This is a genomic window from Microbulbifer maximicatervae (SeqCode), assembly GCF_052467305.1.
On record NZ_CP174306.1, the window covers coordinates 786,768 to 800,112 of the forward strand.

The window sequence follows — 13,345 nt, forward strand, 5'->3', positions numbered from 1 at the left end:
AACTCACAATATGAGACGATTTTTTTCCTCCCAAAGGGTTTAGTGATGACTAAATTTGAGCCTCTCTCGGTAGGTGTGTTACTTGTGATAGTCAGTATATCCTCTGTAGCTGCCGATAACACCTATGACCTCATTCAAGTGGGGTCAGGAAATACAGCAATGGGTGAGCAAAGCGATCCCAGTGTTACCAATAGTCTAATTAGCCAAACGCAAATAGGGAATAACAATAATACTACTGGAGAGCAGCAATCATTTACCGAATCTAGCGAAATAGTTGTAGTTCAGTTGGGTCAAGGTAATACTGCAGAAGTTGAGCAAAGCGCTTCTGTTTTAACCAGTGTCACAGTTACACAGATTGGTTCGAGTAATATTTCAAGTATTTCACAAGATGGGGTCTTACTATCTATCATTGATTCCGTACAGCTAGGAGACGGTAATGTCAACGGTCTTGTTCAAGATAGCACTTTAGGAAGTATTATAAATATCGTGAGCATTGGTGATGGTAATAATGCTAATGTGGCACAAAATTCCAGTGTGGATATTTCTGCCAGAGGAATAACTTTAGGTGATTCAAGTAGTATAACAATTACCCAGGAGTCTGGTCAGGTGAATTCGGCAAGTGGATTTCAGTTTGGGTCAATGAATACTCTATCACTTACTCAGAACGGTGGGGCTGGTAATGCTGAGGTTACAGTGCAAACGGGAAATGCACTAAATGCTCAGACATTTCAGATTTCTGCTAATGGTTCTCGTTCATTTATCTATCAAAATAATAATAATAATTCTTTTGAAAGTCGTCAGGAAAATGTGGGTAACGTTAGTATTGGATTCCAAAATGGAACCAGCTTAGAAGGAATTCAGAATCAGATTGGTAACTTTAGTAGGGGGTTTATCCAGCAATTTGGTGGGCTGAATTTTGCTGAGCTTGCTCAGGGTGGTGATTTTAGCACTTCAGAGATCTTGCAGTTTAGCGGGCTTCTCAATAATGCAGTTGTTGTGCAGCTGGATGCATTTAATACTGTCGGTGTGACACAGACCGGTGATACAAACTCTACCCGCCTCAGTCAGGCTACAGTGGGAAATTTTGCTACCTCTGCACAGTTTGGTGATAGTAATACTATTTTGGGACTTCAATAACTTTATTGATTTCAAGCAACTTAAGTAAATCTATCTCTTCCATTTCTTGCGGAAGTTGTCTGGATTCAGGGTTTTAAGCTGAGTTTGATCTTTTAAGGGAATTATGATGACTGTATTGAAACCTGTTTTAGTAGGAATTCTGGCTGTTGTGGCCAATACGGTTTCAGTGGCTGCTGAAAACACCTATAACCTGATACAGGTCGGATCGGGAAATATGGCAACGGGTGAGCAAGGTGATTTAACGGTTAGTAATAGCCTGATTAGCCAGATACAGATTGGTAATGACAATGAGGTGACAGGTGAGCAGCAGTTGTTTACCGAGTCTAGTGAGATTTATCAGTCACAGCTGGGTGTCAGTAACTCTACCGAATCTAACCAGAGCGCAGCTATATCGTCCACCATTACCATTATACAGATTGGGAACAACAATAGTGCCGAAAATATCCGTCAAACGGGTACTGCACAATCGAGTATTGCTATTACACAAGTTGGTACCAATAACGATGTTGGCTCGTCTCAAGCCGGTGTGGTAGCTGGAGATATTAGCACATTTTTAATTGGTGACGGCAATAACTCAAGTTTAACACAGGATAGCAGTGTCAGTGACTCTATAAGAGTAACGATAATTGGCGATTCCAATAGAAGTGGAGTATCACAAAATATTGGTTTTGAGAATTCTGTAGTTAATTTTCAGTTTGGGTCTAGAAATAATTCGAATGTTGATCAAAATTTAGGGGTGGCCAATAGTGTTCTTGTTGTGCAGTCGGGTAATGAATTGCGTTCTTTTGTAGCTCAGAGTGCAGCTGCGAGTTCGTCCTCACTTGTGAGTCAAAAAAATACCGCAAACTCTTATGCAGTTAGGCAAGAGAATATAGGTAATTTAAGTGTTGGAGTTCAGGACGGTATTGGTCTGGACGCCATGCAGGATCAAATAGGTAATTTTAGTGCTGGGTTAGTCCAGCAGTTTGGAGCTTTAAATTTTGCTGAATTGGCTCAAAGTGGAGATTTTAGTACATCAGAGATGCTGCAATTGAGTGGATTTCGTAACAATGCTTTTGTTTTGCAGCTGGAGGCATTCAATACTGCTATTGCAACACAGGCTGGGGATACGAACTCTACCCGTTTGAGTCAGGCTACAGTGGGGAATTTGGCTAATTCCTCCCAGTTTGGTGACAACAATACAGTTTTGGGGCTTCAGTAATCAATATTGTCAGATGAAAGGGAGTAACCGCTCATGAAGTACAGTTCTCTTGCGGCCTGTGTTCTGTTTTCGATTTCCAGTGCAGCAGGGATAGCTGCTGATAATACCTATCAGCTCATTCAAATCGGGCAAGGTAATATGGCAGAAGCTGATCAGAGTGATCCTGGCGTGAATGGAAGTACTATCATTCAACTACAAGTTGGTGCCAATAATGAGGCTACGGCAACTCAGATTTTTTTGACAGAATCTAGCACTATTGTACAGAGGCAGATTGGTAGTAATCTATCTGCCTCTGCACAGCAGAGGGGGGTCACAACTAACTCAACTTCTGTTCAGTATCAGTTTGGCACGATGAGCACGGTTAATTCATTTCAAGCTAATTCTGAAAATAACTCTGCTTTTGTCTTGCAGAGTGGAATAGGACTTGATGTATCCATCTTACAGGCCAATGCCGCTGATAATTCGGCTGTTTTTCGGCAGTTTGGTAATAATAGTAGTTCTGGAATTTTTCAGGTTAATAATAGCTTTGGAAATGTAGCGGTTCTTTTTCAAGCGGGTGACAATGGAGGATTTAACATATCACAAACTACCGCGAGTGACAGCTATGCTGCTGGCGTCCAGGTGGGAAATGCTGTTAGAGTGGAAATTGAGCAAAAGTTTGTCGTCGGCGCCAGTTCTTTTGTAATTCAGCGTGGTAATAATAACTTCGTAACAGTTACTCAAGAAATTCTGGGAAATGATAGTTATATCCTGCAAAGTGGTACTAGCCTTGAGGCGACTCATGATCAGGTGGGTGAATTCAATACTGCAATTACCGAACAGCGCGGCGGTATCAATGTTGCTGCGACAGGGCAAACGAGTCAGTTTAATTTTTCTGAAACCTTCCAGTTAAATGGCTTGCTTAATCAGTCCTTAATTAACCAGATTCAGGGGTTTAATACTGCAGCGGTTGTACAGGATGGTGATTCCAACCAAGTGGGGTTAACGCAGGGAACAGTGAGTAATATAGCTACTGCCACTCAATTTGGAAATAGTAATACTGTGCAAGGGTTTCAGTAAGTTGGCTTTTAGCGGCCAATTCTATATCAGGTTAGACAACGGACGCGCCGATAATTTCCCTAGAGTTATTTAGTGACGCATCACTTGATAGGATTGTTTGAATAACTCGGCTGGTTCGGGCTTTTCCATATGCACATTGAAAATAAAAATGTTCTAGTAGGGTGGGAAGACTTTTAATGCGTCATTAAAAACGCATAAGTATAGATTTCGGAGCCATTTAAAGTTTTGCTTTAACTGTTGCTATACTTCTCCGTATATCAAAACTCTTTAGCAAAAATTTATTCTCGTGGAAATGATGAACCTGAAGACATGTACATCATTGGCATTATTAATAACCTTAATATCAAAGCCAATTTTCTCTCTGGCAGATGTTCAGTGTGGAGATACGATAACGACAGCAGAAATTCTCAGTCAGGATATTTCCTGTGACCTTGAAACACAGGTCACAATAGAAGGGCCTTCCGGAAGCCTGGACATGAACGGTTATGTACTTACTTGTGAAGATAGTGATAGCGCAGGGATCTCTCTTGAAGGTTTAGGAGCTGTATTAGTAGGAGGTACCATAGATACTTGTGGAATTTCTGTCTTTTTAGAAGGCGATGGATTTCATTCAGTTCAAGGTTTGATTTCTGATAGTCCAGGGGTGGGTTTTATAGTGGAGAGTGACAACAATTCTATTAATGGCTCAATGTTTCTTTCAGGTGGCCCTGGTAGCATTGGTTTTCAACTCAATGGGGATTTCAGTCGTATTTCAGGGAACTCTCTAAGTGGTAATAGTGATGCTATAGCAGGGATTGTAATTGCGGGTAGTTTCAGTCAGGTTATTCAGAATACCATTGATGGATCTATTTTTGGAATTATTATAGAGCCTCCAAGTGTTAATGGGTTAGTGATACAGAATGTGATATCGAATTCTTCAGATAGCGGTATCATGATGGATTTTGATATAGTGGATCCACCCTCAATGAACTACATTATTTCTGGAAATCAGGTGACTGGTAGTAATGGTGAAGGTGATTTGGTAGATGAGACTCCTGATGCTTGCCTCTCCAGTAATACTTGGTTTGGTAACATATTCGATACAGCTAGCCCAAGTTGCTTGGAATAATTGAATTCTTGTTATTAGTGGGAGAATAGCGTGTTGCTTGCTCAATAAGTATGCCATCCAAAGCTATATATAGCTCTGATTAGAACCTCTTTTGTCTTAGCGCCATGGCTAATATCAGGAGAAGACAAAATGAGACTGTCATTGATATGGGAACGAATTTCACTGATGGTATTTCCGTGTATGCTTGTGAAACTGTAAATTGCGGAAGTGAAGGCAAAAGAAAAGTTGAACAGTCTGGATGCCATACCGTGCCGACCTTTAATTTTAGTAAAGTTTCAAAACCCTTAATGTTGGTAGTTTGTCTTAGTTAACTAATTACCTGAATAAAAGTATGCCCACTATATGATTAGTTGTAGTAGTTCAGACTTGACCTGTCAGAACACCTTCTGAAAAATCGGTAACTGTCAGGTCAAGTCTGAACTACTACACTTCAAGGGCTGATATTAGTAGCTGCCTTATGGTATGTCTTTACCTACAAAAGCATCACCGACCGCCTTAGTCTAATGTAGTAACAGACCATGGTTTCGAATCTTTCTTAATACTGATATTTCGATCACTTAGTTGTCATCACTTTATGCTAGTGTTCGCCATAATTCACTGGGGTATTTAAAGAAGTAGTTATGGAGAAAAATGAGCCCGATGACACTCCAAATCCGTCATTGACTGAAAATGCCCGGTTCAGCGAACACCATTCGGCTGACTATTACATTGACGAAACTCCCGTTTGGTGTGATGGAACTTCGATTCCGCAGAATATTTTTACGCCAATGCAGTGGCGAATTTGGTGGCTTGCGACAGCTGGTAAATTTTTCGAGGGAATGATCGTCTTCATGACTGGGGTATCCCACATTTTAATTGCTAAAGAATTTGGTTTGACCGCCTTTAGTATGGGCTTTGTGACATCGGCGACATTGTTTGGAATTCTGGTTGGAGCGATAACCCTAGGCGGGCTCAGCGATCATTATGGCCGGCGGAAAATGTTCATCGCTGAGATGATCATGTTTATCTTTTTCCTGGTGATATTGACTTTCGCAGACTCTTTTCTCGTGATTGTTATTTCATTATTTGGTCTGGGGTTGGCGCTTGGATGTGATTATCCCACAGCGCATATGATGATCTCTGAAAGTATGGCATCGCGGATGCGGGGCAGGTTAGTTCTCGGAGCCTTTAGTTTTCAGGCTGTTGGAATTTTGGTGGGTACAGGCCTCGCATTTTTGGTCCTCTCTTGGTATCCCTCCCTGGAAGCTTGGCGGTATATGTATGCTGCGGCGATTGTTCCAGCGATTTTGATCACGGTTGGACGTTTCTATATTCCAGAGAGTGCGATTTGGCTTCTGGCTAAAGGTCGCATGCCTGAGGCGGAGAAATCTATCAGCCAACTGTTGAAAAGAGATCCGCCATACCCGTCCAGATTCTTATTGAAGAATGTTGCCACAGCGGAGACGAATGAGAAAAAGATAGGTGAACTATCGAGTGTTAAGCATTTACTTCAGGATAGGAATTCTCGAAAAGCAATCAAACTCTCTTCTATTCCCTGGTTTTTGCAGGATTTGGGAACCTATGGCGTTGGTATCTTCACGCCAGTAATTTTAGCGAATGTGCTTGGATATGCGTCACCTCATGCACACTCCATTTCGGAATTAATCCATAACAAAGTCGAGGCGGCGAAAGGGGCAGCATTAATCGATGTAATGCTGGTAGTTGGCGTTATTCTAGCAATTATATTTGTGGATAGGGTGGGGCGTATCCGTTTGCAAGTTCTTGGCTTCCTTGGTTGTGCACTAGGCCTTCTTATTGCCGCCTATGGAGAATCTTTAAATACCAGCCAGCAGTTACCATTCATTTTCGGGGGGCTTATGTTGTTCAACTTGATGAATAATCTGGGGCCAAATTCTCAGACTTATCTAATCGCTGGGGAGGTATTCCCGACCCGCTATCGTGGTGCTGGTGCGGGATTGGCAGCATCCGTCTCAAAGTTCGGGGGTGTCGCAATCGCATTTTTTTTTCCAATTTTACTTAGCGACATTGGCGCAAGTATGTTGCTTAATGCACTAGCGGTGACTTCCTTGATTGGCGCAGTGATAACCTGGAAGTACCGGATAGAAATGACGGGGAAGTCACTTGATGACGTTGGCTAATCATTAAAAAGCCATGGAGTTCCTCGTTAAGTACTTCACCTCCGAATGTACAGATACATCTGCATGTTATTGATAATGGCAAGCTCATATTTTTTCTAAAGTCTAATTGCAGCTGGAATGGTTTCTGAGAGGCGTTCGAGTAACTATAAGTTTAATTGTTAATTATGCCTAAAAAATAAGTCGGCCAATATATATTTAACTTACTGGTCAGTAACCGTAAGGCGCGCCGCTGTCAATTTGATCAGTCCTATCTTGATTGTTTTAAAGAATTTTATTTTTTAGGGTTTTTGATTTTGTAATTTTTGGTGTGTGGGCAACAGGTGAGGGGTAAATAAGTTTTTTAGCTTGCGTTCTTTATTGTTTTAAAGGTTGGAATTAGTTTTCTCTATGTGCTTTATTCCTTTCAATTTAATTGTAAATAAAAAGTCCCGGCGTACCGGGACTTTTTATTTCTTCTTTTAGTTATGGCTGGCTCACAGGTTTTGAGCAGGCCAGGTAAACATCCAGTTGGTTGTTTATAAAGCTCAAGCCGCTCAAAGATAGCCTGACCTGATCAAAATCACTATTCGTGGTGACTAATAGCAGGCGGTGATTGCGTGCACCGTTGACTTTGAATGGAGCGAGACGATATCCACTAGTGGACTCCCCTGTAGCTACTCCGTCCAAGTATGTGCTGATTGTGATGGTGTTCAGGTAGATGATATCCAGCAGTGGTGTGGTGTGCTCTACCAGGAAACCGACCACATGGCGTCCCTCTTTAACCGAGTGGTGGTTGATTTGAATATGAGTAGAGCCGCCTGCACCGCTGACAACTTCCATTCTGGCTGCATCAGATAGGACACCGTTAAATACCCTTTCTACTGCAGTAATAGAACATCCATCACAGGGCTGTTCAATTCCGTAAGTCAGGTCTGCATCTACACCGTTAACAATCTCCAAGTCTTCAAACGCTGCGCAGGACAGGCCTGATTCGAGGTCGCAGGCGTCGCCGATACCATCGTTATCAGAGTCCTCCTGCCCGGGATTGTGAGTCTGGGGACAGTTATCGAGATCGTTTTCTACTCCGTCCCCATCCAGGTCTGCATCGCAAACATCTCCCACTCCATCACCATCAGTATCGGTTTGGTTTGGATTTGGAATCGCGGGGCAGTTGTCGACGGTATCATCAAGGCCGTCATCGTCGCGGTCGTTATCGCAGAGATCTCCGGCACCGTCGTTATCGCCGTCTTCTTGCCCTGGATTCGGAATCATTGGGCAGTTGTCGACGTCATCATTAACGCCGTCACCATCCAGGTCTTCGTCACAGGCATCCCCAAGACCGTCACCGTCAGTATCAGTTTGGTCGTTTGGCGTTAGTGGACAATTGTCATCGGTGTTGTCCGTGCCATCGCCATCGGCATCGCTATCACACTCATCGCCGACACCGTCGCCATCCGTGTCCGTTTGATTCGGATTGGGAATGGCTGGGCAATTGTCTTCACCGTCATCGTGGCCATCATTGTCGGTATCACTGTCATCGTCACAAACATCACCGATTCCGTCACCGTCCTGATCGGCTTGATCATCATTTGGAATAGCCGGGCAGTTGTCGGAAGTGTCCGGGACACTGTCACCATCCCGGTCGCTGTCACAGACATCGCCAACGCCATCCTGATCGATATCCGACTGATCGCTGTTGGCAGTATCCGGGCAGTTATCGTTAGCGTTATCTACGCCGTCGTTATCGTTGTCGCCGTCGCAGGCATCGCCGATTCCGTCGTTATCACTATCTTCCTGTAGTGTATTGCTGACGTAGGGGCAGTTATCGTCGTCATTGAAGATACCATCGCCATCGAGGTCTGGATCGCAGGCGTCACCAACTGAATCCCCGTCGGTATCTGCTTGATCACTATTGGACTCAGTAGGGCAGTTGTCGGCTACGTCATCGACGCCGTCGTTGTCGTCGTCGCTATCACAGATATCGCCACTGCCATCCCCGTCAGTATCGAGTTGGTCTGAGTTGGGTATCGATGGGCAATTGTCGGTATCGTTATCGGTGCCATCTCCATCCAGGTCGCTATCGCAGGCATCCCCGACACCATCTCCATCCTGATCAGTTTGATCGGTGTTGGGGATGAGTACACAGTTGTCGACGCTGTCAGGTACCTGATCGCCGTCGACATCGGTGTTGTCATCGCAGGCATCTCCGTAACCGTCGCCATCTGTATCTGTTTGATCTGCGTTGGGTACCAGCGGACAGTTGTCATTTTCATTTTCAACGCCGTCATCATCGCGATCGCTGTCGCAGGCATCGCCAGTGCCGTCGCCGTCGGTATCGGTTTGATCATCGTTGGCAACGGCCGGACAGTTGTCATTACTATCGTCTATACCATCGCCGTCATCGTCGCTGTCACAGCTATCGCCTTGCCCATCACCATCGATATCGCTCTGGTCTGAATTGGCAGTAGCAGGGCAGTTGTCATCGTCGTTATCAATACCGTCACCATCCTGGTCGCTATCACAGGCATCACCGACACCGTCTTCGTCGATATCACTTTGGTCGGTATTGCTATGGCTGGGGCAGTTGTCATTCTCATCTTCGACAGAGTCATTGTCGTCGTCGCTGTCACAGGCGTCGCCAATGCCATCTCCGTCGTTATCGTCTTGGCTCGGATTGTGGGTCGATGGGCAGTTGTCATCTTCGTTATCGATGCCGTCACTGTCCGCATCGTCATCACAGGCATCACCTATTCCATCGCCATCCTGGTCGGTTTGTGAGGAGTTGGCTGCGGTTGGGCAGTTGTCGTCTTGATCGTCTACGCCATCACCGTCGTCATCGCTGTCACAGGCATCACCAATGCCGTCTCCGTCAAGGTCGGCTTGGTCTGGGTTGGATACGGCTGGGCAGTTATCCTGGCCATCATCGTGGCCGTCATTGTCAGTATCGCTATCTTCGTCACAGGCGTCGCCGATACCGTCATTGTCCTGATCTGATTGGTCTGGGTTGGCTACATCCGGACAGTTATCCAAGCTGTCGGTGTAGTTGTCCCCGTCGCGGTCGTTGTCGCACACATCCCCGACGCCGTCGCCATCGATATCTCCCTGTTCACTATTTGAATCAGCAGGGCAGTTGTCAGAATCGTTGGGGACGTTGTCGCCATCCAGATCGCTGTCGCAGGCATTGCCTATGCCGTCGCTATCACTATCGGCTTGGTCCGAATTCGGGGTTTGTGGGCAGTTGTCTGAGGTGTCTGGGTGGGAATCGCCATCGTCATCAGTATCACAGGCATCACCGCTACCGTCGCCATCTAAATCATCCTGGTCTGAATTGCTCACAGCCGGACAATTGTCATTATCATCATCGATACCGTCACCATCTGAGTCTGTGACGCCAGGGGGCGGGAGCAAGTCATCGGCGGCATCGCCCCGGCCTCCATCAGAACCGCAGGCACTTAAAAGCACCAATGAAAATAGTATCGCAATAAGCGAAGGTAGACGCATGGTCATAATCTCCCGAACAAAATCCATTTTTGTTATCTGTCGGACAAGCGCAGTAGGCCTATAAAAAATACGCCTGCAATAAATCATTTATGCTGGCGCACTTGGCCTCCGGCTTATTTTTAGATAGATGTCATTATTTTGGTTGTGCATATTTCTAATACTAAAGTTATGGCGCACAACCGTTTATGAGTGTGGTAACTATGCGTTCTTTCTCACTAAAAGTGTGATGAATGGCGAAATTTTGGCGGGATAATTTATGGGTGATAAAGCGTGTAATTAGTGAAGACAAATTTACGCCATAAAATATAATGGAATAGATAATTTGACAGCTTGATTTGCTGTTGCTCTTGACTCTTTCTAAAGTGGAATCTGATTCTGAGCCTGATTAAGCCGTTACTAAGATGGGGAATTACCCCGCCATTTCAAGTTGATTATAAATCTTGCAGGCAGGTATTTAGATCGAAGTATATTGGCTAAGGCTTCTTTAATAACACTCTTTGAAATCGCCTGGTGTAAATCAGGTGAGCCAAGGGCATCGACATCACCTGGGTTTATAAGCTGTGAACTTTCTATTTAAGATTTAACTTCATTTCCATAAGTGATGGTTGGAAGCCAACTTTTTCATAGGCTTTTATCGCTGAGCTATTTTGAGAGTAAACATCAAGGTAGAAATCTTGAACTCCATTCTGTTTACCCCATGCAATTAATTTTTCTATTAGCTTTGAGTTGATGCCCTTTCCTCGGTGCGCTGGTGATACATACATAAATCCCAGATAAGCATGCCGCTCATGATCAAGAGATATTTTTGAGCTTCGAATCTGGGCATATCCCGTTCCAATAACCTCACCTTCGATTTCAACTACCAGAAGATATGAGTCATCAGATAGTATCAACTTTTCCATATCATAATAGAATGCTGATTCAGCTTTAATGGATGAATTGTATGGCCTTTCGGCTTCGATAAGACACTGTTCCAGCTTAAGTAAATCAGGAAGGTCTTCTATAAGTGCTGTTCTAAAATTTAACATCTTTATTTTCAGTGGTGATAGATTTGGTAATGAAAACTGCTCCAACTCTACAAAGGCCTGTATCTGACTTTGGTGTGGGCTAACAAAGCTAGACAAATTTCTATTGAGTGGCGGTCAATTCATACTTGTATCTGGCCTCTACTGCAGGCCGTGATCTGTGTGATTGCGTGAGGATAGCAGATTGTAAGTCTTGAAGCAGCTTTTGTGATTCAAGCTTTGTTTGTTTAGGAAATTAGCCCAACGGTCCTTTCAATTACCCAATACCCGCTGACTACTCCAGCTGGATAAATAGCGTATTTTGATTGTGTTAGAAAGTGTTGATACAAAATTGAGATCTTCCAGTTCGAGAATATCCACTGAACTGTAGATGATAAGAAAATCAAAACCAAGACAAATAATATCTGCCCCAGTTCTACACCTATATTAAAGCTAAATAATGCGGTGATTTTATGGCTGTGAGGAAGGCCTAATTCCGCTAGCGCACTGGCAAAACCAAATCCGTGAAGTAACCCAAAGCCGCTGGCAACAATCGCAGGATAGCGTCGGGTTAAACTCGTTTTACTCTGTCCATTATGCGCGTATACAATTTCTGCGGCTAACAGCATAATACTCAATGGGATCAGCACTTCAACAACATCTACTCTTATGGTGAATAAATCTAAACTTGCGAGTCCCAGGGTGAGGGAGTGGCCTAACGTAAATCCGCTAATCGCTATTAAAGTGCTTCTAAAATTTCTGGCGATAAAGACTAAACATAACACGAATAGTAAGTGATCATAGCCCTCCAATATATGTAAGAAACCTGCTTCAATATATTGTTTGACACAATCCCAAATAGTTAGGCGGGAAGGTAAATTTATCTCTAAGACCTTGGGGCCATTAAAGAGATTAATAGTGTCACCGTCTGATTTTTCAAAATGAATTAAGCTCGATAAGGCTGGATTGGCAATGGGGTATGTGATTTTTATTGTTAGGGGATTATATAGCCTTGTAAAATTGTTTGGGTGGGGGTTCCTGCATAGGTAACTCTTCACGTTGGGTCCGGCAGGCCCTGTTATCTCTGGTTGTATTTGGCAGAATTCGCCCTTTAAGTGTATCTCAGGTTCAGTGCCTGGCTGCATGATAGGCGGGACTTTCCATCGAAGGATATATCTGCTTTCCGTGACTTCTTTTAACTCAATGTATATCGGTCTTCCGTCATGAGCGAAACTACAATTACTAATTGTTGTAAGTAACAATAAGAATAGAAGGGCTTTGATGATCTTGTAGGGATTTTTAGTGGGCATAGGTGATATCCACAGGTACATATGGTATCGAGGCATCCCTCTCTATTCTGTAGCCTGTCAACAGCTCTTGTATCCTAAGTTGTTTGTTTTCCTCCATTTTATTTCGTCGATAATCCTCAAGTACTAAGGGGGAGGCTTCTCTAAAGCTGGGTAGACGGCTTGTTTTGTTTTCACTAACCAAAATTAGATGTAGACCATACGGAGATTCAAATGGACCGGACCAGGTATTCAATGGTAGTTGAAAGATACTTTCTGCCAATTCATCGCCGAAGTGGCTGGCTACTAGATGGAGAGTACGATCTACATAATTCCGATGAAAGATGAATCTGTCTCCGTGGAGGGCGGATTCCTCGAATGGAACTGACTGCTTTATTAAGTGGTTCAAGCTCTGCTTAACAGTCTTCTCTAACTTTTCTTTAGAGTGACGTCTAAGATCAAAGAAAACATGAGTGAACGTAATGGATGCTTCAATTCGATATTTTTCGTGATGAAGCTGGAAGTAGCTTTCCAAGTCTTCTTCACTAATGTCAGTGTTACTGGAAAAGCCACCATTTACATAGTCCAGCTTTTGAATAAGGCGCCGTCGTATAATCTGATCATGCTTCTGTAGGCCTAGATTAAGGGCTTCTCGGTAAAGTACTTCTTCTTTAATGTAATCATTAATCAGGTTGGACTTTTCTGGCTGAGTCAAGCCCTCCCAATAACGTCGTGCAAAATTTTGATCAAATGTTTTTTTCTGGAATTGAAGGTGCTCAATTAGTATGTCCTCGCTGATAAGCAAGGTTTCTTCATAGTTGGTTCCATTTTCCTCTATTAACAACTCTGCGACAATGAATAGTACTAAAGCGACAATAGAAAAGTGTACCAAAGGCTCCCTTTTCAGAATCTCTAATTTCCGCTGCATGAAG

9 protein-coding genes are annotated in these 13,345 nt (G+C 43.7%); 5 read left to right on the plus strand and 4 right to left on the minus strand.

Features of this window, described 5'->3' with window-relative positions:
• Window positions 1-45: 45 nt before the first annotated feature.
• From ACJJI4_RS03485 to ACJJI4_RS03505, 5 genes are all read left to right on the plus strand, one after another.
• Window positions 46-1,137: a hypothetical protein gene (locus ACJJI4_RS03485; protein WP_444927067.1), complete on the plus strand. Its 1,092-nt coding sequence runs from the start codon at window positions 46-48 to the stop codon at window positions 1,135-1,137.
• Window positions 1,138-1,240: 103 nt separating this feature from the next.
• On the plus strand, window positions 1,241-2,338 hold the full coding sequence (locus ACJJI4_RS03490) for a hypothetical protein (RefSeq protein WP_444927068.1): 1,098 nt from the start codon (window positions 1,241-1,243) through the stop codon (window positions 2,336-2,338).
• A gap of 33 nt (window positions 2,339-2,371) precedes the next feature.
• Window positions 2,372-3,397 carry a hypothetical protein gene (locus ACJJI4_RS03495; RefSeq protein WP_444927069.1) on the plus strand — a complete coding sequence of 342 codons (1,026 nt, stop codon included), beginning with the start codon at window positions 2,372-2,374 and terminating at the stop codon, window positions 3,395-3,397.
• 292 nt (window positions 3,398-3,689) lie between these two features.
• The gene (locus ACJJI4_RS03500; RefSeq protein ID WP_444928214.1) at window positions 3,690-4,505 is read left to right on the plus strand and encodes a NosD domain-containing protein; all 816 of its coding nucleotides are present in this window, start codon (window positions 3,690-3,692) and stop codon (window positions 4,503-4,505) included.
• A 620-nt stretch (window positions 4,506-5,125) separates the two neighbouring features.
• Entirely contained in the window at window positions 5,126-6,643 is a 1,518-nt protein-coding gene (locus tag ACJJI4_RS03505) for an MFS transporter (protein ID WP_444927070.1), read from the plus strand.
• A 462-nt stretch (window positions 6,644-7,105) separates the two neighbouring features.
• Here ACJJI4_RS03505 and ACJJI4_RS03510 read toward each other — a convergent pair whose 3' ends face one another.
• The 4 genes from ACJJI4_RS03510 to ACJJI4_RS03525 form a co-directional block, all read right to left on the minus strand.
• Complete coding sequence (locus tag ACJJI4_RS03510; RefSeq protein WP_444927071.1) at window positions 7,106-10,150, minus strand: thrombospondin type 3 repeat-containing protein; 3,045 nt, start codon at window positions 10,148-10,150, stop codon at window positions 7,106-7,108.
• 542 nt (window positions 10,151-10,692) lie between these two features.
• The gene (locus tag ACJJI4_RS03515) at window positions 10,693-11,247 is read right to left on the minus strand and encodes a GNAT family N-acetyltransferase (protein ID WP_444898182.1); all 555 of its coding nucleotides are present in this window, start codon (window positions 11,245-11,247) and stop codon (window positions 10,693-10,695) included.
• Window positions 11,248-11,375: 128 nt separating this feature from the next.
• On the minus strand, window positions 11,376-12,437 hold the full coding sequence (locus ACJJI4_RS03520) for a HupE/UreJ family protein (protein ID WP_444927072.1): 1,062 nt from the start codon (window positions 12,435-12,437) through the stop codon (window positions 11,376-11,378).
• Window positions 12,427-13,341 carry a peptidylprolyl isomerase gene (locus ACJJI4_RS03525; protein ID WP_444927073.1) on the minus strand — a complete coding sequence of 305 codons (915 nt, stop codon included), beginning with the start codon at window positions 13,339-13,341 and terminating at the stop codon, window positions 12,427-12,429. Before ACJJI4_RS03525 ends, ACJJI4_RS03520 begins: the two co-directional genes overlap by 11 nt.
• Window positions 13,342-13,345: the final 4 nt, after the last annotated feature.